This is a genomic window from Pseudomonas anguilliseptica (assembly GCF_021375795.1).
Lineage (GTDB): Bacteria > Pseudomonadota > Gammaproteobacteria > Pseudomonadales > Pseudomonadaceae > Aquipseudomonas > Aquipseudomonas anguilliseptica_A.
On record NZ_JAEIOI010000003.1, the window covers coordinates 1 to 20,816 of the forward strand.

Annotated in this window: 23 protein-coding genes; 12 read left to right on the forward strand and 11 right to left on the reverse strand. The window is 60.6% G+C overall.

The genetic code is table 11. The features are described 5' to 3' along the window. The coding region (locus IOD17_RS11425) for a hypothetical protein (RefSeq protein WP_233685227.1) at positions 1 to 381 on the forward strand (381 nt) is incomplete at its 5' end. A gap of 54 nt (positions 382 to 435) precedes the next feature. Here the strand turns inward: IOD17_RS11425 and tyrS are convergent. After that, positions 436 to 1,635 (reverse strand): tyrosine--tRNA ligase, encoded by a 1,200-nt coding sequence (tyrS, locus tag IOD17_RS11430; RefSeq protein ID WP_233685228.1) that lies wholly within the window; start codon positions 1,633 to 1,635, stop codon positions 436 to 438. Positions 1,636 to 1,851: 216 nt separating this feature from the next. On the opposite strand from tyrS, the gene IOD17_RS11435 reads away from it, so the two are divergent. Next, a complete protein-coding gene (locus IOD17_RS11435) occupies positions 1,852 to 3,261 on the forward strand; it encodes a peptidoglycan DD-metalloendopeptidase family protein (protein WP_233685229.1) in 1,410 nt (469 codons plus the stop codon). A 3-nt stretch (positions 3,262 to 3,264) separates the two neighbouring features. Next, a complete protein-coding gene (locus IOD17_RS11440) occupies positions 3,265 to 4,356 on the forward strand; it encodes an anhydro-N-acetylmuramic acid kinase (protein ID WP_233685230.1) in 1,092 nt (363 codons plus the stop codon). A 72-nt stretch (positions 4,357 to 4,428) separates the two neighbouring features. Here IOD17_RS11440 and erpA read toward each other — a convergent pair whose 3' ends face one another. The 4 genes from erpA to argC all read right to left on the reverse strand — a co-directional run bounded on the left by erpA (position 4,429) and on the right by argC (position 7,041). Beyond that, positions 4,429 to 4,779, reverse strand: a complete 351-nt coding sequence (gene erpA, locus IOD17_RS11445) for an iron-sulfur cluster insertion protein ErpA (protein WP_233685231.1) — start codon at positions 4,777 to 4,779, stop codon at positions 4,429 to 4,431. Between the two features lie 76 nt (positions 4,780 to 4,855). After that, on the reverse strand, positions 4,856 to 5,266 hold the full coding sequence (locus tag IOD17_RS11450) for a bactofilin family protein (protein ID WP_233685232.1): 411 nt from the start codon (positions 5,264 to 5,266) through the stop codon (positions 4,856 to 4,858). A gap of 9 nt (positions 5,267 to 5,275) precedes the next feature. Next, positions 5,276 to 6,007, reverse strand: a complete 732-nt coding sequence (locus IOD17_RS11455; protein WP_233685233.1) for a DUF6776 family protein — start codon at positions 6,005 to 6,007, stop codon at positions 5,276 to 5,278. After that, positions 6,007 to 7,041: an N-acetyl-gamma-glutamyl-phosphate reductase gene (gene argC / locus IOD17_RS11460; RefSeq protein ID WP_233685234.1), complete on the reverse strand. Its 1,035-nt coding sequence runs from the start codon at positions 7,039 to 7,041 to the stop codon at positions 6,007 to 6,009. Before argC ends, IOD17_RS11455 begins: the two co-directional genes overlap by 1 nt. Positions 7,042 to 7,177: 136 nt before the next feature. Between argC and hemJ the strand changes: the two genes are divergently transcribed. From hemJ to IOD17_RS11485, 5 genes are all read left to right on the forward strand, one after another. Continuing rightward, complete coding sequence (hemJ, locus tag IOD17_RS11465; RefSeq protein ID WP_233685235.1) at positions 7,178 to 7,606, forward strand: protoporphyrinogen oxidase HemJ; 429 nt, start codon at positions 7,178 to 7,180, stop codon at positions 7,604 to 7,606. A 21-nt stretch (positions 7,607 to 7,627) separates the two neighbouring features. Continuing rightward, a complete protein-coding gene (locus tag IOD17_RS11470; protein ID WP_233685236.1) occupies positions 7,628 to 8,590 on the forward strand; it encodes an NAD(P)H-dependent flavin oxidoreductase in 963 nt (320 codons plus the stop codon). After that, a complete protein-coding gene (locus tag IOD17_RS11475; RefSeq protein ID WP_233685237.1) occupies positions 8,587 to 9,852 on the forward strand; it encodes an alanine racemase in 1,266 nt (421 codons plus the stop codon). Before IOD17_RS11470 ends, IOD17_RS11475 begins: the two co-directional genes overlap by 4 nt. A 108-nt stretch (positions 9,853 to 9,960) precedes the next feature. Continuing rightward, the gene (locus tag IOD17_RS11480; protein ID WP_233685238.1) at positions 9,961 to 10,908 is read left to right on the forward strand and encodes a DUF805 domain-containing protein; all 948 of its coding nucleotides are present in this window, start codon (positions 9,961 to 9,963) and stop codon (positions 10,906 to 10,908) included. A 53-nt stretch (positions 10,909 to 10,961) separates the two neighbouring features. Beyond that, the gene (locus tag IOD17_RS11485) at positions 10,962 to 11,756 is read left to right on the forward strand and encodes an SDR family NAD(P)-dependent oxidoreductase (protein WP_233685239.1); all 795 of its coding nucleotides are present in this window, start codon (positions 10,962 to 10,964) and stop codon (positions 11,754 to 11,756) included. On the opposite strand, the gene IOD17_RS11490 is transcribed toward IOD17_RS11485, so the two are convergent. Next, the gene (locus tag IOD17_RS11490) at positions 11,757 to 13,238 is read right to left on the reverse strand and encodes an AAA family ATPase (RefSeq protein WP_233685240.1); all 1,482 of its coding nucleotides are present in this window, start codon (positions 13,236 to 13,238) and stop codon (positions 11,757 to 11,759) included. It abuts the gene before it with no gap. A 55-nt stretch (positions 13,239 to 13,293) separates the two neighbouring features. On the opposite strand from IOD17_RS11490, the gene IOD17_RS11495 reads away from it, so the two are divergent. The 3 genes from IOD17_RS11495 (at position 13,294) to coq7 (ending at position 15,190) form a co-directional block, all read left to right on the forward strand. Beyond that, on the forward strand, positions 13,294 to 13,632 hold the full coding sequence (locus IOD17_RS11495; RefSeq protein WP_233685241.1) for a histidine triad nucleotide-binding protein: 339 nt from the start codon (positions 13,294 to 13,296) through the stop codon (positions 13,630 to 13,632). Then, the gene (locus IOD17_RS11500; RefSeq protein ID WP_233685242.1) at positions 13,617 to 14,450 is read left to right on the forward strand and encodes a formylglycine-generating enzyme family protein; all 834 of its coding nucleotides are present in this window, start codon (positions 13,617 to 13,619) and stop codon (positions 14,448 to 14,450) included. Before IOD17_RS11495 ends, IOD17_RS11500 begins: the two co-directional genes overlap by 16 nt. A 92-nt stretch (positions 14,451 to 14,542) precedes the next feature. Next, positions 14,543 to 15,190 carry a 2-polyprenyl-3-methyl-6-methoxy-1,4-benzoquinone monooxygenase gene (gene coq7, locus IOD17_RS11505; protein WP_233685243.1) on the forward strand — a complete coding sequence of 216 codons (648 nt, stop codon included), beginning with the start codon at positions 14,543 to 14,545 and terminating at the stop codon, positions 15,188 to 15,190. Positions 15,191 to 15,257: 67 nt separating this feature from the next. Here coq7 and IOD17_RS11510 read toward each other — a convergent pair whose 3' ends face one another. Then, a complete protein-coding gene (locus IOD17_RS11510; RefSeq protein WP_233685244.1) occupies positions 15,258 to 15,683 on the reverse strand; it encodes an OsmC family protein in 426 nt (141 codons plus the stop codon). A 236-nt stretch (positions 15,684 to 15,919) separates the two neighbouring features. Between IOD17_RS11510 and crp the strand changes: the two genes are divergently transcribed. Next, entirely contained in the window at positions 15,920 to 16,564 is a 645-nt protein-coding gene (crp, locus tag IOD17_RS11515) for a cAMP-activated global transcriptional regulator CRP (RefSeq protein WP_108488573.1), read from the forward strand. 62 nt (positions 16,565 to 16,626) lie between these two features. Here the strand turns inward: crp and trpC are convergent, their stop codons facing one another. The 4 genes from trpC to trpE are packed head-to-tail and all read right to left on the reverse strand — an operon-like array spanning position 16,627 to position 20,607. Next, entirely contained in the window at positions 16,627 to 17,463 is an 837-nt protein-coding gene (gene trpC / locus IOD17_RS11520) for an indole-3-glycerol phosphate synthase TrpC (protein WP_233685245.1), read from the reverse strand. Continuing rightward, positions 17,460 to 18,509, reverse strand: a complete 1,050-nt coding sequence (gene trpD, locus IOD17_RS11525; protein WP_233685246.1) for an anthranilate phosphoribosyltransferase — start codon at positions 18,507 to 18,509, stop codon at positions 17,460 to 17,462. Before trpD ends, trpC begins: the two co-directional genes overlap by 4 nt. Further along, positions 18,509 to 19,102 (reverse strand): aminodeoxychorismate/anthranilate synthase component II, encoded by a 594-nt coding sequence (locus IOD17_RS11530; protein ID WP_233685247.1) that lies wholly within the window; start codon positions 19,100 to 19,102, stop codon positions 18,509 to 18,511. Before IOD17_RS11530 ends, trpD begins: the two co-directional genes overlap by 1 nt. A gap of 11 nt (positions 19,103 to 19,113) precedes the next feature. After that, a complete protein-coding gene (gene trpE / locus IOD17_RS11535) occupies positions 19,114 to 20,607 on the reverse strand; it encodes an anthranilate synthase component I (RefSeq protein WP_233685248.1) in 1,494 nt (497 codons plus the stop codon). Positions 20,608 to 20,816: the final 209 nt, after the last annotated feature.

Genomic DNA, 20,816 nt, shown 5'->3' on the forward strand with positions numbered 1-20,816 from the left:
CTTTTCAATCTCAACCACTTGCGCTTTCGATCAACTTCTAGCTTCTCGTCAGCGGGAGGCGAATTCTACAGCGTTTCAAACCACTGTCAACCGCCTCTTTTACCGCTGTCGATCTACCCGACCGAACCTCTTCAGACTCAAACATCACCACCTGAAGAGGTGACGCATTCTACGCAGCTTTCGCTGCTTTGCAAGCCCTATTTTAAATATAACTTCTTGTTTTATAAGAAGTTTAAGGGGCCGCTTACGCCTGAAGAGCTGCGCATTATAGGGACAGAAAATCCAAGGTCAACCGAATATTGCGCTTTTGTTTCACACCCAGCAAAAGCCTGCGCAACAAGCCAAGCACCGCGTCGCCTGCAGAAACGACAAAGCCGTTGAAGCTGACGCTTCAACGGCTTTGCCGAACCAAACGCGCAGCAGTCAGCAGAAAGACTACTCCGACTTAAGCGTAATCCGCGCGAACGCTTTCTTACCTGCCTGACAAACATGTACCGCGCCCACTTTATATATAAAGGAGCGATCTACGACCTCGCCATCGACACGCACACCGCCAGAACCCAGCAGATCACGCGCCATCGCCGCATTCTTTACCAACCCAGCTTTATTCAGCAGTGCAGCGATCGGCATATCCTCAACGGACAGCACCTCGATCTCCGGCAAGTCGTCAGGCAGCTCCCCATCCTTCATGCGATTTCCCGCTGAACGGTGCGCACTGAGCGCGGCCTCTTCGCCATGGAAACGCGCCACAATCTCTTCAGCCAGCTTAATTTTGATATCGCGCGGGTTGGCGCCCTGCTCGACATCACGCTTGAACTGCTCAATCTCATCCATGGAGCGGAAGCTGAGCAACTCAAAGTAGCGCCACATCAGCGCATCCGGCATGGACACCAACTTGTTGTACATAACGCCCGGCGACTCCTGGATACCAATGTAGTTACCCAGCGACTTGGACATCTTCTTCACACCATCCAGCCCTTCGAGCAGCGGCATGGTGACAATACACTGTGACGCCTGCCCATAGGAGCGCTGCAACTCACGCCCCATCAGCAGGTTGAATTTCTGGTCAGTACCACCCAACTCGACATCCGCCCGCAGCGCAACCGAGTCATAGCCTTGCACCAGCGGATAGAGGAACTCATGGATAGCAATCGGTTGATTGGTCGAGTAACGCTTACTGAAGTCGTCACGCTCAAGCATGCGCGCCACGGTGTACTGCGAGGTCAGACGAATGAAGTCAGCCGGCCCCATCTTATCCATCCAGGTGGAGTTGAAGGCGACTTCGGTTTTCGCCGGATCGAGGATCTTGAACACTTGGCTTTTGTAGGTCTCGGCATTCTCCAACACCTGCTCACGGGTCAACGGCGGGCGAGTCGCGCTTTTGCCGCTGGGGTCACCGATCATTCCAGTGAAGTCACCAATCAGGAAAATCACCTGATGCCCCAGCTCCTGAAACTGGCGCAGCTTATTAATAAGCACAGTGTGCCCAAGGTGCAGGTCCGGGGCGGTCGGATCAAAGCCCGCCTTGATGCGCAGCGGCTGACCACGCTTGAGTTTCTCAACCAGCTCGGCCTCAACCAGAACCTCTTCCGCGCCACGCTTGATCAGCGCCAACTGCTCTTCAACCGACTTCATGACAGGACTCACGACCACTCAAAACAAAAGGGAACCAACCATACAAGATCGCAGACAAATCACAAGTTTTGCCCACCACCCACCGACGCTAAGACCAGCGCGCGACAACCGGGGTTGCCTAGCTAGCGATTTGGTTATATTTTATACAGTTACTGCATATTCATCATTTTGTTTATCTATTTTTCTTTTCATCTTTTCAAAGTCAAAAAGCAGCCTATGACCTCTACAACTAAAGCGCCGCCTCTGTATCCGAAAAGCCATATCTTGGCAGCCAGTGGCGTCGCCGCCCTACTGAGCCTAGCCCTCCTGGTTTTCCCCACCCGTGAAGTAGAAGCTAAAAAGACCTTTATAAACCTTGAGCTGGACAATGGTGCCGAGTATTCCGAGCAGCAGAATGACACCGAATCCGCTAATTCACTGAGCCTTGCCCCTAACGAATCCCCTTTCGCGAGCAGCGCGGCAGACTCACACCAAGATGAGCTGCAAGCCAGCCAACCTGAAGAATCTCAGGAAACCGACCCACTTCACCGCGTTGTTCGCGTCGAGAATGGCGATACATTGTCCACGGTGTTTGCCAAGGTCGGCCTGAGCGCAACTGTCCTGCACGCCGTGCTCAACAGCAGTAAAGAAGCCAAGCAGTTGACGCGCCTTAAGGTGGGCCAAGCTCTGGAGTTCAACCTGAGTGCTGACGGCCAGCTGGAAAGCCTGCACAGCAAACTCAGCGACCTGGAAAGCATTGCTCTGACCAAGAACGAAAAGGGCTTCAGTTTCAAGCGCGAGCTGGTCAAACCTGAAATCCAGACCACCTACACCCACGGCGTAATCAACAGCTCACTGTTTCTCTCGGCCAAGCGTGCAGGCCTGTCGCACAACCTGACCATGGATCTGGCCAACGTATTCGGCTACGACATCGACTTCGCCATGGATATTCGTGAGGGTGACGAGTTCGAGCTGATCTACGAGAAGAAAGTGGTCAACGGCAAACAGGTCGGCACAGGCAATATCCTCTCCGCACGCTTTATCAACCGCGGCAAGACTTACACCGCCGTGCGTTACACCAACAAACAAGGCATCAGCAGCTATTACAACGCCAATGGCGAGAGCATGCGCAAAGCCTTTATCCGTACGCCGGTAGATTTCGCCCGGATTAGCTCACGCTTCTCCACCGGCCGTCGTCACCCAGTGCTGAACAAGATTCGCGCTCACAAGGGTGTGGACTACGCCGCACCGCGTGGTACACCGATCAAGGCCGCCGGCGACGGGCGCATCACCCTGGCCGGCCGGCATGGCGGTTATGGCAATGCGGTGATCATCCAGCACGGCCAGCGCTATCGCACCCTGTATGCCCACATGAACGGTTTTGCCAAAGGGATTCGCAGCGGCACCAACGTCAAACAAGGGCAGATCATCGGTTATATCGGCACTACCGGTTTGTCTACCGGACCGCACCTGCACTATGAATTCCAGGTCAACGGTGTGCACGTCGACCCACTGAGCCAGAAACTGCCGATGGCCGACCCGATTGCCAGCAGCGAGAAAGCACGCTTTATGCAGCTGAGCAAACCTCTGATGGCACAAATGGACAAAGAAAAGTCCACCATGCTCGCCCTCAACAACCAGCGCTGAACCATGCCTCTCTACCTGGGCGTGATGTCCGGCACCAGCCTCGACGGACTGGACATCGCGCTGATTGAGCAGACCGACACGACCCAGCTGCTCGGCACCCACTACCTGCCCATGCCCGACACGCTGCGCAGCGACCTGCTCAGCCTGTGCGCCCCTGGTGCAGATGAGCTAGCCCGCGCGGCTGTCGCCGAGCAGCAGTGGGTGCACCTCGCCGCGCAGGGCATCAACAACCTACTCAAGCAACACGGCATCGCCACGCAGCGTATTCGCGCCATCGGCAGCCATGGCCAGACCGTACGCCATGAGCCTGCGCGAGGGTTTACTGTGCAGATCGGCAACCCGGCATTGCTGGCCGAGCTAACCGGCATCTGCGTAGTCAGTGATTTTCGCCGCCGGGATGTGGCTGCTGGCGGCCAGGGCGCGCCGCTGGTTCCGGCCTTTCATCAGGCCTTGTTTGCAAGCCCAAAGAGTATCTGCGCGATTCTCAACATCGGCGGCTTCAGCAACCTCAGCCTGCTGGAGCCTGAGCGTCCAGTGCGTGGCTTCGACTGCGGGCCGGGCAACGCGCTGCTGGATGCCTGGATACAACGCCATCAAGGCGTAACCTATGACCAGCACGGAGAGTGGGCCGCCAGTGGCCAGGTGCAGCCGCACCTGCTGCAGACGCTACTGAGCAACCCTTACTTCCAGACTGAAGGCCCGAAGAGCACAGGCCGTGAGCTGTTCAACCTGGACTGGCTGGATCAACAACTGCAAACCCTGCCAGCCTTGGCCGCAGTGGACGTGCAGGCCACCCTGCTGGAGCTGACGGCGATCAGCATCACCGAGTCGCTCAAAGCCGCCCAACAGAATACCGAGCGGCTGCTGGTCTGCGGCGGCGGCGCGCACAATCACAGGCTGATGCAGCGCCTGGCCCAGCTGCTGCCGCAGTGCCAGGTCAGCAGCACCGATGAACAGGGCGTACCCGCCGACTGGGTAGAAGCCATGGCCTTTGCCTGGCTGGCGCATTGTTGCCTGGAGGGTATTCCGGGCAACCGTCCCAGCGTCACGGGCGCACGCGGCCTGCGGGTTCTCGGTGCGATCTACCCCGCCTGATCGAGGCACAACCCAACAGCCAGAAACGACAACGCCGTGCTCAAGGCACGGCGTTGCAGTGAACCACCTGAATCAGATCGAGAACGAAGAACCGCAACCGCAAGTGGTGGTGGCGTTGGGGTTCTTGATGACAAACCGCGACCCTTCCAGCCCTTCCTGATAATCGACTTCAGCGCCTGCCAGGTACTGGAAGCTCATCGGATCAACCACCAGACTCACACCCTCGCGCTCGATGATGGTGTCATCCTCGGCAACCTCTTCATCGAAGGTAAAACCATACTGGAAGCCGGAACAGCCGCCTCCCGTGACAAACACGCGCAACTTCAGGCGCGGGTTGCCTTCTTCATCGACCAGGCTCTTCACCTTGTTCGCCGCACCCTGCGTAAATTGCATCGCACTGGGGGTGAAGGTTTCGACGCTCATGCTGATTAACTCCCGGCGCTACGCGCCATACTGCGTTCTGAGCGGCATTATCCGCTTACCCTAGAAAAGCGGTCAACTATTGTGCGGCATCCTGCGGTTGGGGCAGCTCCAGCGGTCGCGCCTCGTCCTGCAAGCGGCACAGGCGCCCTTCGATCTGCGCCCCCATGGCCATTTCCATCAGGGCGTAGTAGAGATTGCCGCGCACCCGCGCACGCGAACCGAGTTCCAGATGCGTGCTGGCGTGGACGTCGCCGATGACCTCACCGTCGATCACGATATGGGGGGCGCGGATCTCACCTTCAACCCGGCCCTGCACACTGATGCGCACCATGCCTTCACTGGCCAGCAGATTGCCATGCACCTGACCGTCGACCTGTACTGCACCCTGAAATCGCAGATCACCATGCAACTCGGCGCCTACCGCGATCAGACTGGTCTTGCCGGCGAAACGCTGCACATCAGGGCGCGTCTTGTCTTTATTCCACATAAGGAACAGTTACTCCTCGTTGTTCCACTTGAACGTGCGCAGCAGCGGCTTTTCGCCCTGCACCTCAGCACGCACCTTGATTTCTCGCGGGATAAAGCCCTCAGGCAACTTCAACTCGGCAAAACGCCCGGCCTCGGGGATGGCCTGAAAGTGCTTGAAGGCAAAGGCAATTGCTTGCCCAGGCAGCGCGTCTGGCAAGCCAGCAGTCAGCGCCGCCAGCTCAAGCGTGACATCCTGCTCACCCTGTTTGCCCACTATAGAGACCTGCAGCTGACCTTCCAGCGGCGTTTCGCCTTTCCCCACGCGGCTCAGGAGTATCTTGTAGCGGAAATGCTCGGGTCTGTCCGTGGCTTGCAGCTCAAAGGTCTTGATCCGTAGTCCTTCGCGGCGACTGGCCGGAGCCAGTACGCCCTTGTAGAACGCCAGGTCCTGCTGCTGCTTGTAGATTTGCTCCTCCAGCAGCTTGATGCTCAGACGGCTTTGCTCATTGGCCTGCTGACTAACCTTCTCGGCACTGCTGAGTACCACCAGACGCTGGCGCAACTCGTCCACCTCACGCAGCAACTGCTCATCGCGTACTGCCACGCTCACTGGCTCCACCTGCACAGCGGGCTGGCGCTGCTGTTGCCAAAAGCTACCGGCATAAAAGGCCAGCGGGATACACAGCACCAGCAGCACGACGAACACGCGCACGCGCCGAGCGCGCGCCGGGTCGTGCAGGCGAACCTCCCAGCCCGCCATCAGGGCAGCAAGGCTGCGTGCGACAGCCCCAAGCGCTCATCGAGGCCGAAGAGGATGTTCATATTCTGCACGGCCTGACCGGAAGCGCCTTTAACCAGGTTGTCGATTACCGAGAGCACCACCACCAGGTCGCCATCCTGCGGACGGTGCACGGCGATCCGGCAGACGTTGGCCCCGCGCACGCTGCGGGTTTCCGGGTGGCTACCGGCCGGCATCACATCGACGAAAGGCTCATTGGCATAGCGCTGTTCGAACAGCGCCTGCAGATCCACCGAGCGGTCAACCACCGTGGTGTACAGGGTGGCATGGATGCCACGAATCATCGGTGTCAGATGCGGCACAAAAGTCAGCCCGACATCCTTACCCGCCGCCCGGCGCAAGCCCTGGCGAATTTCCGGCAGATGCCGATGGCCCTTCACGCCATAGGCTTTCATGCTTTCGCCGGCTTCGCTGAACAGCGAGCCGACGCTGGCACCACGGCCGGCACCGCTGACACCCGACTTACAGTCAGCGATCACTTGCGTGGTATCGGCAAGGCCGGCTTCCAGCAGCGGAATCAGCGCCAGTTGCGCGGCCGTCGGGTAACAGCCCGGCACGGCGATCAGGCGCGCCTGTTTGATGGCTTCGCGGTTGACTTCGGGCAGGCCGTAGACTGCCTCAGGCAGCAGATCCGGCGCACCGTGGGGCTGGCCGTACCATTTGGCCCATTCATCGGCATCCTGCAGGCGGAAGTCGGCTGACAGGTCGATCACCTTGGTGCCAGCGGCCAGCAACTCGCCGGCCAGTGCATGGGCCACACCGTGCGGCGTAGCGAAGAACACCACATCACAGGCACCCAGGGTGGCCACGTCCGGCACGCTGAAGGCCAGACTGTCGTAATGACCGCGCAGGTTCGGGTACATCTCGTCGACACGCATGCCGGCTTCGGAGCGCGAGGTGATGACCTCGACCTGTGCCTGCGGGTGCTGCGCCAGCAAACGCAACAGCTCGACACCGGTGTAACCCGTGCCGCCGACGATTCCGACCTTGATCATCACTTGCCCCTCTGCAATACCACCATTGGAAAGCTGCCGATGATACGGCCGCTTCGGCCAGGGGCCAACCGCCAGTGATGACGGCGGCAGTCATGCCCACTACTATCGGGGCACTTTTCAGCAACGAGTTCGAACAATGCTCTATCTGTGGCTCAAGGCCCTGCACATCATCGCCATGGTCTGCTGGTTCGCCGGCCTGTTCTACCTGCCACGCCTGTTCGTCTACCACGCCATGAGCACGGACGAGATCAGTCGCGAGCGGTTCTGCATCATGGAGCGCAAGCTGTATCGCGGCATCATGTGGCCTTCACTGATTCTTACCGTTGGCCTGGGCTTGTGGCTGATCAGCCTTAACCCGAGCTACTACTTCAGCCAGGGCTGGATGCACGCCAAGCTGAGCCTGGTGGCCCTGCTGGTGATCTACCAGTTTATGTGTGGCGCCCAACTCAAGGCCTTTGCCCGGGGCGAAAACCAGCGCAGCCATGTGTTCTACCGCTGGTTCAATGAAGCGCCCGTGCTGGCCCTGCTGGGCATTGTCATTCTGGTCGTGGTTCGCCCCTTCTAATTCCATCAAGAGGATTACTGCATGTCGCTGCCTGCCCTGCTCGAACAACGCCTGCGCCTGCCCGTCGTCGCCGCACCAATGTTTCTGGTGTCCAACCCGCAACTGGTGCTGGCCTGCTGCAACAATGGCATCGTCGGTAGCTTCCCGGCTCTCAACCAGCGTGAGAGCAGTGGCTTCAAAGACTGGCTGGAAGAGATCGAGGCCGGCCGCAGCGACACCGCGGCGCCCTATGCGGTCAACCTGATCGTGCATGGCAGCAACCCGCGTCTGCAGGCGGATCTGGCGATCTGCGTCGAGCAGCGCGTACCGATTGTGATCACCAGCCTGGGCGCGGTGAAGGAAGTGGTGGATGCCGTCCACAGCTATGGCGGCCTGGTGTTCCACGACGTGACCACCCGCCGGCATGCCGAGAAAGCCGCCGAAGCAGGGGTCGATGGCCTGATTGCAGTCGCCGCCGGCGCCGGCGGACACGCCGGGACCTGGAGCCCGTTTGCGCTGATCGCCGAGATCCGTCAATTCTTCGATAAAACCCTGCTGCTCGCCGGCTGCCTCAACCAGGGCCACGAGATACTCGCAGCGCAACTGCTCGGCGCCGACCTGGCCTACCTCGGCACCCGCCTGATCGCCACCCAGGAAAACGCCGCATCGCCCGCCTACAAGCAGATGATCCTCGACGCCAAAGCCGCCGACATCATCCACACCCCGGCGGTCTCTGGCGTGCCGGCGAGCTTTATGCGCCAGAGCCTGGAGCTGGCCGGTTACGACCTCAAGCAGCTGCAGAACAAGGGCGAGGTCAATTACGGCGAGAAACTCAAACCCATGGATGAAGAAGCCAAGGCCTGGAAAACCGTGTGGTCGGCCGGCCAGGGTGTCGGCAATATCCGCGACCTGCCGAGCGTCGAGCAGTTGATCACCCGCCTCGACAACGAATACCGCGCGGCCCTCACAAGCAGCCAGCAACTGCAACAACGCTGGGCGCGATGAAGCGACGCAGCCTGCTCGGCCTCGGCGCGCTCGGGCTGCTGGCCGGCTGGGCACTGCGCCCGAGCGACCTTGGCCAGCCGCACTCGCCCTACTTCGCCGCGCTTAACCAGCTGTTACGCCGTGAGGGCGGCGGCATCCCCCTGTTGGTGGTTGACCTGGCGCGCCTGGATCAGAATGCCGAGCGGCTCGCCAACCAACTCGGCAACCAATTGCCGTTGCGTCTGGTGGCCAAGTCCCTGGCCTCTATCGGCCTGCTGGAATACCTGGCCAAGAAGCTCGGCACGCAGCGCTTTATGGTGTTTCACCAGCCGCAGATCAATCAGCTCGCGGTGAACTTCCCCCAGGCCGACCTGCTGCTCGGCAAGCCCTTGCCCGAGGCGGCGGCACTGAGTTTCTACCAGCAACTGCCACAAGGCAGCGGGTTCGTCCCGGCCAGGCAGCTGACCTGGCTGATCGACAGCCAAACGCGCCTGCAGGAATACGCCGCCCTGGCCAATGCCCTCAACCAGCCGCTGCAAATTGCCTTCGAGATCGACATCGGCCTGGCGCGCGGCGGTTTTGCCACACCAGAAGCACTCGGCAGTGCACTCAACTGGCTGCGCGGCACTCCGAATCTGCTGCACATCCGTGGCCTGATGGGCTATGACGCACACCTGGCCCATACGCCCTTCTGGGTCAACCAAGACACTGCCTTCGCCCAGAGCGCAGCGCGCTACCAGGCCTTTATTGCCAGTGCTGCCACTTTTAGCGAGCTGTGGCCGGCGCAACCGCTGCTCAATGGTGCCGGCAGCCTGACCTATGCCCTGCACACACGCCTCGCCACACCGCTGAATGAGGTGGCGGTGGGCTCCGCGCTACTCAAACCCAGCGACTTCGACAGCCCCTTGCTCGGCGACCTGCAGCCAGCCTTGTGGGTCGCCAGCCCGGTGCTCAAGGCATTGCCTGGGCAGTTGCCGTTTCTCGACTCGGCACAGCCGTTGCTGCAACGCTGGGATCGTAACCGTCAGCAGACGTACTACCTGTATGGCGGACAGTGGCCAGCCACTCCGGTTTCACCAGCCGGGCTCAGCTATGACGCGCTGTATGGCCGCAGTGCCAACCAGGAGCGGCTGATCGGCTCCCTCGGCACAGGCTTGCAGGTCGATGACTGGGTATTCCTGCGCCCGCAACGCTCGGAGGGGCTGTTCGAGCTGTTCAATCAGCTTGTGCTGCTGCGCAATGGCCGCCTGGTCGGCAGCTGGGCGGCGCACGGCAGAGCGTGAAACACCTCTAGGGACGCACATATTTGCCGGCAAAGCGGCTTGTTTACGGGCCTGCAGGCCGGCTAGTCTGTAGCGCAACTCCATCCTGGCACCGACAAGGACGCCAACATGACCCAAGCCCGCTACAAGATTGTCTTCAACGGCGAGTTGATGCCAGACGCCAGCCTGGAAGCCACCCAGGAAAATCTCGCCCGCCTGTTCAAAAGTGACCTGACGCGCATCCACTCGTTGTTTATCGGCAAAGCCGTCGATCTCAAACGCGACCTCAGCGAGAACGAAGCGGATCAGTACCTCAAGGCCCTGCAAAGCGCCGGTGCCAAGGTGCGCAAGGAGCAGGACTTCGCCGCCAGCCTGAGCCTGGTGGAAACCGATGATCACCGCGCCCCCGATAGCGAATCAGTCAACAACGCGCAGATGACCTGCCCCAAATGCGGCCATCAGCAAGCCAAAGCCATTGAGTGCTCGGCATGCGGCATCGTTATCGAGAAATTTATCGCTCGCCAGGCTCTGCTCGCAGAAAATCCGCCAGAAGTGGTCAGCCCTGCGCCCAGTAGCCCCTATGCCACGCCCAAAGCCACTGTGGCGGAAAGCCTGCCCGAATTTGGCGAGCTGAAGGTGATAGGCATCGAAGGACGGATCGGCCGCTTGCGCTACCTGGCCTGGTCACTGGTCTTGATACTGGCCTGTATGCCTGTGTTCGGCATCGCCGCCGGTTTCTTTGCCGCGTCGGAAATACTCGGCGGCCTGTTGATGGTTATCGCCGGTATCGCCGTTGCCGTGATCAGCATCATGTTCGGGGTGAAGCGCCTGCACGATATCGGCTGGTCAGGCTGGTTACTGCTGATCACCCTGGTACCGGTGGTTGGCGGAGTGTTCTCGCTGCTGATGTTCATCATCCCCGGTAGCACTGAGGCTAACCGCTTCGGCCCACCGCCACCGCCCAACAGCACGGCGGTGAAAGTCCTTGCCTTGCTGTGGATCGCCCTGATCGTCGTCGGCATCATCGCGGCCATCGCCCTGCCCGCCTATATGGGCTATGCAGACGCTGCCGCCTAAGACGCAACCTTGCACGGTGCGAGGGGTCGAAAGGCCCCTTCCCGGAGAATCCTATGACCCGTTATGCGCTTATCACCGGAGCTTCCAGCGGTATTGGCCTGGCATTGGCCGAAGCCCTGGCCCGGCGTGGCCGCAACCTGATTCTGGTGGCGCGCCAGCGCGATGCGCTGGAAAGCATTGCCTGCGAGCTGACCCAGCGTTTTTCCGTAGAGGTGCTGTTCCGCGTCTGCGACCTCAGCCAGCCGCTGCAGGTCAGTGGCCTGCTGCATGAGCTGGAGCAAGGCGAGCGCAGTATCGATCTGCTGGTGAACAACGCCGGCATCGGCACCTCGGGCGCTTACGTGGCTCAGGACTGGGCGCGTGAGCAGCAACTGATCGAGCTGAATATCCTGGCCCTGGCGCGCCTGTGTCATGCCATCGGCACCATCATGGCCGGCCAGGGCAGCGGGCAGATTCTTAACGTCGCCTCGGTCGCCGGCTTTCAGCCAGGCCCTGGCATGAGCAACTACTACGCCAGCAAAGCCTATGTGCTGCATTTCTCCGAAGGCCTGCGCGAGGAGCTGAAAGCCGACGGCGTGAAAGTCTCCGTGCTCTGCCCAGGCCCCACTCGCAGTGCGTTCTTCCGCACAGCCAGCATGGACGTCAAAGCCCTGCAAGGCAGCAAACTGATGATGAGCTGCGAAGAAGTGGCACTGATCACGGTTAAAGCCCTGGAGAAGAATCGCGCGATCATCATCCCGGGCTGGCGCAACCGCCTGCTCGCCCTCAGCCCGCGCCTGGCACCGCGCTGGCTGGTCCGCCGGATCAGCGCACGACTGAATCGCCAGTTCGGCAAGCCGGCAGCCTAGCTAGCCGGCATTGACCGTACGGCCGTCCGCCCAGGCGCGCAGGGCAGCAAGGTCTTCGGCCATCACCACCGACAGCGGCGCAGTGCCTTGAATGCTCTGCAGCAGCAATGCCTGGTTGACCGTTTGTTGCTGCGCTTGCGCGGCATACAGGGCACTGACCACCGCCTGCTCGATCTCCGCGCCGGAAAAGCCATCGCAAGCGGCGGCCAGCTGAGCCAGATCAAACTCAGTCACCTCCAGCTCACGCCGCGCCAGGTGAATACGGAAGATTTCGGCCCGCACTGCTGCGTCCGGCAAGTCGACAAAGAACAGCTCATCGAAGCGCCCCTTGCGCATCAGCTCCGGCGGTAGCCGGGAAATCGCGTTGGCCGTGGCCACCATAAATACCGGCGCCTTGCGCTCGGCCATCCAGGTCAGCAAGGTGCCGAGTACGCGCTGGCTGACGCCACCATCATGGTCACCACTGGCCAGGCCCTTCTCGATCTCGTCCATCCACAGCACACAGGGCGCCATCTGTTCAGCCAACTTGAGGGCTTCACGCAGGTTGCGTTCGGTTTCGCCGAAAAACTTGTTGTACAGGCAGGCAAAATCCAGACGCAGCAGGGGCAAGCCCCACAGGCCGGCGATGGCCTTGGCGGCCAGGCTCTTGCCACCGCCCTGCACCCCAACCAGCAGCACACCCTTGGGTAGATCGACGCCTTTGCCCTCTAGGAAGATGCCCTGCCGCTCACACAGCCAGCGCTTGAGATTGCTCAGCCCGCCGACCTCGGCGAAACGTGCGGTGTCGTACTCGAAACTCAGCACGCCATCGAGATCGAGCAGCTTGAATTTGGTCTTGTTCAGCTCCGGCAGGTCTTCCTGAGTGATCGCGCCGTCATCGCAGATCACATTGCGCGCCAGCGCACGCGCTTCGGCATGGCTGAGACCACGCAGGTTTTTCACCACCTGCTGCAAGGTGCGGTTATCGGTGCGCACCCGAGCATTGCGGTTGCGCGCACTCCAACCGGTAGCCTCGTCACGCACGATGGCCAGCAGCTCTTCCTCGGAAGGCAGCGCCAGACTGAAGCGCGAGGCATAGCGCTGCACCTCGGGCGGTAGTTTGCAGGCATGGGAGACCAGCACCAGCGTCGGTTTGCTGGGCGACTCGCTCATGGCGATTTCCTTGAGCAGACGCACCAGCTTGGGGTTGTCCTCAAGAAACGGATGCAGATCGCACAGCACATAGAGCGTCGGCTGTGTGTCCGCCTTGATCAGGCGCAGCGCGGTTTCCGGCTCCAGGGTAGCGCTGTCGACCGGCTCCTGAATGGAATAGCCCACACGCTGCAACCCCTCGGTTACCGACCACACCTGCAAGCCAAGACCACGGCGCACGGCAAGACCGGTCAGGGTTTCCAGCACCCGCGGCTCATCCCAGGACTCGATCAGCACCAGCTTGGTCTTGGAGTCCAACACCAGACCCAGATCATGAATATCGTTTTTCACCCACACTCCTTGTCCACTAAACTCGGCCCTCTTTTGAATGGCCTGGGGACTGTCCATGGACTGTCTGTTTTGCAAGATCGTCGCTGGTGAAATACCTGCGCGCAAGCTTTATGAAGATGATCAGGTGGTGGCCTTTCACGATATTGGCCCACAGGCACCGGTGCACTTTCTGGTGATCCCGAAAAAGCACATCAGCACCCTCAATGACCTGAGCGCCGCTGACACGCCACTGGCCGGGCATATTCTCTTCACCGCCCAGCGCCTGGCCAAGGAGCAAGGCTGCGAGGAAGGCTTTCGCGTGGTGATGAACTGCAATGACCTGGGCGGCCAGACCGTGCACCACATCCATATGCATGTACTCGGACAACGGCAGATGGCATGGCCGCCGGGTTGAGTCGCACCTTACTCGGCGCGCTGAGCCTGCTCACCCTGCTGATTGGCAACTCCGCGCACGCAGACACGCCGGGCAAGGTGTTTAGCGACACCTTACCCCAAGGCCAGCAAGGTCCGCAGCTGGTTGTGGTGCCGGCCGGGCGCTATCTGCTTGGCGACCACAGTGGCCGCGGCAACCATAACGAACGCCCGCTCACGCCGATCGAAATCAGCCAACCCTTCGCCATCGGGCGCTATGAAGTGACGTTCAGCGACTGGCAGCAATACGCCGAAGCCACGGCCACGCCGATGCCGGATAACGAAGGCTGGGGCCTGTCGGCACAACGACCGGTGATCCATGTGTCCTGGCACCAGGCCCATGCCTACAGCCAGTGGCTGTCAAAAGTCACCGGGCAGCGCTATCGCCTGCCCACCGAAGCCGAATGGGAATATGCCGCCCGCGCCGGCAGCACCAGCTATTACTGGTGGGGTGAGCAGCTCGACAGCCCGGAAACGCAACCGCGCGCGCATTGCCGCGGCTGCGCCACCTCGCGGCTAATCCAGAGCAAGACCGAGCGCGTCGGCCAGTTTCCAGCCAATGCCTTCGGCCTGCACGACACCGCCGGCAATGTCTGGGAATGGACCGCCTCGCGCTTCGCCAGTCCCTTCGACGGCAGCGAACAACACAGCGCCGGGTTGCTGGATCAAAGCCCGCGCGTGGTCCGAGGCGGCGCCTGGAACAGCGGCCCGACCTACCTGCGCAGCAGCCAGCGCGACATGAAGCAGCCACAGCACAAGGACTACGCCCTGGGGTTTCGCGTGCTACGCGAACTGCCCTGAAACCAATGCGTACGAGGCTGCGACGAAACGTCAACAGACCTTCTGGCGCGTGTAGAGTAAACTGAACGCCGTCATCATCGCCGGAGGTCCTTATGGCCAGCGAACGTCACTTCTCACCTGTTGATCGCCTGCTGCTGCAAGCCGATGCGGCCCTGCGCACCCTGCTGCCGTTCAGCGGCCAGCCGACACGGCCGTCACCGGCGATCGTGCAGCCGGAGGCCGAACTGGACGAGCGCCAGGCCCAGCATGTGGCCGGGCTGATGCGCATCAACCATACCGGTGAGGTTTGCGCCCAGGCGTTGTACCAGGGCCAGGCGCTGACCGCCAAGTTGCCGCAGGTACGCCAGGCGATGGAGCATGCCGCCGATGAGGAAATTGACCATCTGGCCTGGTGCGAACAGCGCATCCGTCAGCTGGGCAGCCAACCGAGCATTCTCAATCCGCTGTTCTACGGCCTGTCTTTCGGTGTCGGCGCTGCGGCCGGGCTGATCAGCGACAAGGTCAGCCTGGGGTTTGTCGCTGCCACCGAAGACCAGGTGGTCAAACATCTGGACGATCACCTGCAGCAGATTCCGCAGGAAGACCAGAAATCCCGGGCGATTCTTGAGCAGATGCGTGTCGATGAAGAGCAGCACGCCTGCAACGCACTGGACGCCGGCGGTTTGCGCTTCCCGGCACCGGTAAAGTTCGGCATGAGCCTGCTGGCCAAGGTCATGACCAGCACCACCTACCGCGTGTAAGGCTAAATCAGCGGCACAAAAAAGGGCACCTAGGTGCCCTTTTCCATTCCTGAGAGATCGTACCGAGTTACTCGCCCAGTTCGACAATCTCGTAGTCATGGGTGATCTCAACCCCGCCGCGGCCCAGCATGATCGAAGCCGAGCAGTACTTCTCGGCCGACAGCTCAACCGCACGCTTGACCTGGGCCTCTTTTAACCCACGACCCTTGACCACGAAATGCAGGTGGATCTTGGTAAACACCTTGGGTTCTTCCGTGGCGCGTTCGGCTTCGAGAAAGGCTTCGCAGCTCTCGACCGCCTGGCGGGATTTTTTCAGGATGCTGACCACATCAAAGTTGCTGCAACCGCCCAGACCGATCAGCACCATCTCCATCGGGCGCACACCCAGGTTGCGGCCACCGCTCTCCGGCGGGCCGTCCATCACCACCGCATGGCCGCTGCCCGACTCTCCGATAAACAGGGCTTCACCGGCCCACTGAATACGCGCTTTCATTACCCAGGCTCCGCTGCTAAAAAAGGAAGGCAGCTTAGCACAGCGCTTTTGCCGACCGCTGTGCACACCTGTTACGCACAAGTTCCCTCTGCTTGTGATAGCCAGGTCGCAATTCCACACCTAGTATTGGAGTGTTTGTTAAGCTCGCGATGGATTGCTGGCACACTTGTACGGATAACTATTATTAGAAACGCCAGCCAGACAACGGCTTACTTTTATAAATTCGGGATTCGGGCATGGTTGCTATTACCCTCACACCTAAAATAAAAAATCTCGACAAACTACTCGCGCACTGTCACCGCCGCCGCTACACCGCAAAGAGCACCATCATCTATGCAGGCGATCGCTGTGAAACGCTGTTCTTCATCGTCAAAGGTTCGGTCACCATCCTGATCGAAGACGATGATGGTCGGGAAATGATCATCGCTTACCTCAATGCCGGGGATTTCTTCGGTGAAATGGGCCTGTTCGAAAAGGACGGCGCCGAAAAAGAACGCAGCGCCTGGGTGCGCGCCAAAACCGAGTGCGAAGTGGCGGAACTGAGCTATGCCAAGTTTCGCGAACTCACCCAGCAGGACCCGGACATTCTCTATGCCCTGGGCAGCCAGATGGCCGAGCGCCTGCGCAACACCACGCGCAAGGTCGGCGACCTGGCCTTTCTCGACGTCACCGGACGCGTTGCGCGCACCCTGCTGGACCTGTGCAAACAACCCGATGCCATGACCCACCCTGACGGCATGCAGATCAAGATCACCCGTCAGGAAATCGGTCGTATCGTCGGCTGCTCGCGCGAGATGGTCGGTCGCGTGCTCAAGGCTCTGGAAGAACAGGGCCTGGTCAGCGTCAAAGGCAAGACCATGGTGGTGTTCGGCACACGCTGAGCCGCCTGCGATAGCCATAAAAAAGCCGACGCATGCGTCGGCTTTTTTATGTCGTGGTGCTTTCAGTCCACATCAGGCGCTGCGATCACCCGCTTGCGCTCCGGGAAGAACAGACGCTCCAGCTCAGCCCCTGGATTATCGGCGCGCATAAACGCCTCGCCGACCAGGAAGGCATACACCTCGCTGATTTCCATCAGCTCGACATCGGCGCGGTTGAGGATGCCACTCTCGGTCACCACCAGACGGTCACGGGGAATCCGTGGCAGCAGGTCGAGGGTGGTTTCCAGGCTCAGCTCGAAGGTGTGCAGGTTGCGGTTGTTGATCCCCACCAGCGGCGTATCCAGGGTTTTCAAGGCACGCTCCAGCTCATCGCCGTCATGCACTTCCACCAGCACATCGAGATCAAAGGCTTTGGCCGTCGCGGCCAGCTCGGCCATCTGTGCGTCTTCCAGCGCCGAGACGATCAGCAGCACACAGTCTGCGCCCAGAGCGCGGGCTTCGACGATCTGGTACGGGTCAATCATGAAATCCTTGCGAATCACCGGCAGCGAGCACGCCGCACGGGCGTCTTGCAGGTAGCGATCCGCGCCCTGAAAGAAGTCGATATCGGTCAGCACTGACAGGCAGGTGGCACCGCCGGCCTGATAATTCTGGGCAATCTCGGCCGGCACGAAATGCTCACGCAATACGCCCTTGCTCGGTGAGGCCTTTTTGATTTCGGCGATCACTGCCGGCTGTTTGCGCTTGGCCTGGCTGATCAGCGCCTCGGCAAAGCCGCGCACCGGGTCGGCGCTGCGGGCTTGCTGCTCCAGCTCGGCCAGCGAAACAACGGCGCGGCGTGCGGCGACTTCTTCAGCCTTGCGCGCGAGAATCTTCTCCAGAACGGTTGGAATACTCACCCGGCATTCTCCTCTTTGAATACAGCGGTAAAGGACACCAACTCTTGCAACTTCTCCCAGGCCAAGCCGGTGTGCAAGGCGTCATGGGCGAGCTGCACGCCTTGCTTAAGGCTGCTCGCCAGATCCGCCGCATACACCGCCGCACCGGCATTCAGGGCAATCATGTCGGCCGCTTTCTGCCCAGCTTCGCTCTTGCGCTTCGTCAGGGCATCACGAATCAGTGCCAGCGAGGCCTCCGGGCTTTCCACCGCCAGGCCAACCAAACTCTGGCTCTTCAGCCCGAGGTCTTCCGGCAGCACTTCGTATTCGCTGATCTGGCCATCCTTCAGCTCAGCGACATGGGTCGCCGACGCCAGGCTGAATTCATCCAACCCATCGCGCGAATGCACCACCAGAATGTGCTGACTGCCCAGGCGCTTGAGCACCTCGGCCAGCGGCCGGCACAGCGCCTGACTGAACACGCCCACCACCTGGTGTTTGACCCCGGCCGGATTGGTCAGCGGGCCGAGCATATTGAAGAGGGTGCGCAGGCCCAGCTCACGACGTGGCACAGCGGCATACTTCATCGCCGAGTGATGCACCTGGGCAAACATAAAGCCGACACCAACACTCTCGATGCAACGCGCCACCTGTACAGGGGTCAGGCTCAGGTAGATCCCCGCCGCTTCAAGCAGGTCGGCACTGCCACTCTTACCGGAGACGGCACGATTGCCGTGTTTGGCCACCTTGCCGCCTGCAGCCGCAACCACAAAGCTCGCTGCGGTGGAGACGTTGAAAATATTCGCGCCATCGCCACCGGTGCCGACCACATCGACCACATGATCGAGGGTCTGCAGGTGCACATGGCTGGCCAGCTCACGCATGACCGAAACGGCACCGACGATCTCGTCGATGGTCTCGCTTTTCATGCGCATGCCCATCAGAAAAGCGCCGATCTGCGCATCCGTGCACTGGCCCGTCATGATTTCGCGCATGACGTCCTGCATTTCTTCGGTGCTCAGGTCGAGTTGGTTGACCACTCGGTTGAGGGCTTCCTTGATATTCATCAGCGCTGGCCTCCTTGTTGTTTGAGGAAGTTGGCAAACAGCTCGTGGCCCTGCTCGGTGAGAATCGACTCAGGGTGAAACTGCACGCCCTCAATATGCAGGGTCTTGTGGCGCAGGCCCATGATCTCATCCACGGAGCCGTCCTCATGCTGCGTCCACGCAGTGACCTCCAGGCAATCCGGCAGGGTTTCGCGTTTGACCACCAGGGAATGGTAGCGGGTCACGGTCAGCGGGTTGTTCAGGCCGGCGAAGACGCCCAGGTCGCGATGGAACACCGGACTGGTCTTGCCGTGCATCACCTGACGGGCGCGAACTACATCGCCACCGAAAGCCTGGCCGATGCTCTGGTGCCCCAGGCATACGCCGAGAATCGGCAGCTTACCGGCAAAGTGCAGGATGGCCTCAATGGACACCCCGGCTTCAGTTGGCGTGCACGGCCCAGGCGAGACAACGATACGCTCGGGCTTAAGCGCCTCGATTTCGCCAATGGATAGCTCGTCATTGCGAATCACGTGGACGTCGGCACCCAGCTCGCCCAGGTACTGCACCACGTTGTAGGTGAAGGAGTCGTAGTTATCGATCATCAAAAGCATGGCGGGACTCCTCAGCGCTTGGACAGGTCAGGAACGGTTTGCTCGGCAAGCGCTACAGCACGGAACATGGCGCGACGCTTGTTCAGCGTCTCCTCCCACTCCAGGGCCGGCACCGAGTCGGCGACGATGCCGGCACCGGCCTGCACGTGCAGTTCGCCGTCCTTGATCACCGCGGTACGGATGGCGATGGCGGTATCCATATTGCCGTTCCACGCCAGGTAACCCACGGCGCCGCCGTAGACACCACGCTTGACCGGTTCCAGCTCATCGATGATTTCCATGGCGCGAATCTTCGGCGCGCCGGACAGGGTACCGGCCGGCAGAATGGCGCGCAGCGCGTCCATCGCCGTCAGGCCTTCCTTCAGTTGACCGGTGACGTTGGAGACGATGTGCATAACGTTGGAATAACGCTCGATCACCATCTTCTCGGTGAGTTTGACGCTGCCGGTACTGGCCACACGACCAACATCGTTGCGGCCCAAGTCGATCAGCATCAGGTGCTCGGCGACTTCCTTGGCGTCGGACAACAGATCCTCTTCCAGGGCCAGGTCAGCTTCCTCATTGGCACCACGCGGACGCGTGCCGGCAATCGGGCGCACGGTGACCAGACCATCTTCCAGGCGCACCAGCACCTCCGGCGAACTGCCAACCACATGGAAGTCGCCGAAATTGAAGAAGTACATATAAGGCGTCGGGTTGATGCAACGCAGCGCGCGGTAAAGATCAATCGGCGCGGCCTTGAACGGAATCGACATGCGCTGCGAGATCACCACCTGCATGCAATCGCCCGCCAGGATGTACTCCTTGATCGCCTTGACTGCATTTTCGTAGTCATCGCGCTTGAAGCTGGAAACGAAGTCCGGCTCTGCAGCGGCCGGCGCGGCCAGGTCCACGCCCAGGCGCGGAGTGATCGGCTGACGCAGCTTGTGCAGAATTTCCTGCAAGCGCGCCTGGCCCTGCTCCAGCGCATCGGCCTCGCTCGGGTCGACCAGTACGATGGCGTGCATCTTGCCCGCCAGGTTGTCGAACACCACCACTGCATCGGACACCATCAGCAGGATATCCGGCGTACCCAAGGCATCGGGGTTAACACCCTTGGCCAGTTTGGGCTCGACGTAGCGCACGCTGTCATAGCCAAAGTAACCGACCAGACCACCATTAAAGCGCGGCAAGCCGGCCAGGGTCGGCACCTTGTAGCGATCTTTGAACTGCTCGACAAAGGCCAGTGGGTCTTCGCAGTGATGACGCTCGACTTCGACACCGTCGACGCTGATGGTCACGTCATGCTCATAAGCGCGCAGCACGGTACGTGCTGGCAAGCCGATGATGGAGTAACGCCCCCATTTCTCGCCGCCCTGCACGGATTCCAGCAGGTAGGTATTGGCCTCGTCGGCCAGTTTCAGGTAGATGGACAGCGGGGTGTCGAAATCCACCAGGGTTTCGCAGGCAACAGGAATGCGGTTATAGCCGGCAGCGGCTAAACGCAGAAATTCTTCGCGGGTCATGAGCAGCCTCGTGGCTTGAGGTTAAAACGGTCGAGTGCAGACGCGCCGCCGTAGCGGCCAGGATCAGGTCAGAGGCGCCAGCGCCAACGGGCCAGGGCCTTGATGATTTTCATGTCGGTGCTTGCCGACCAGCGCGTGCAGGTGACCACCACGAAACTCTCTTAATTCAGGCGGGATTGAACTCCGGCCACACTAGCGCAGGGCCGGAA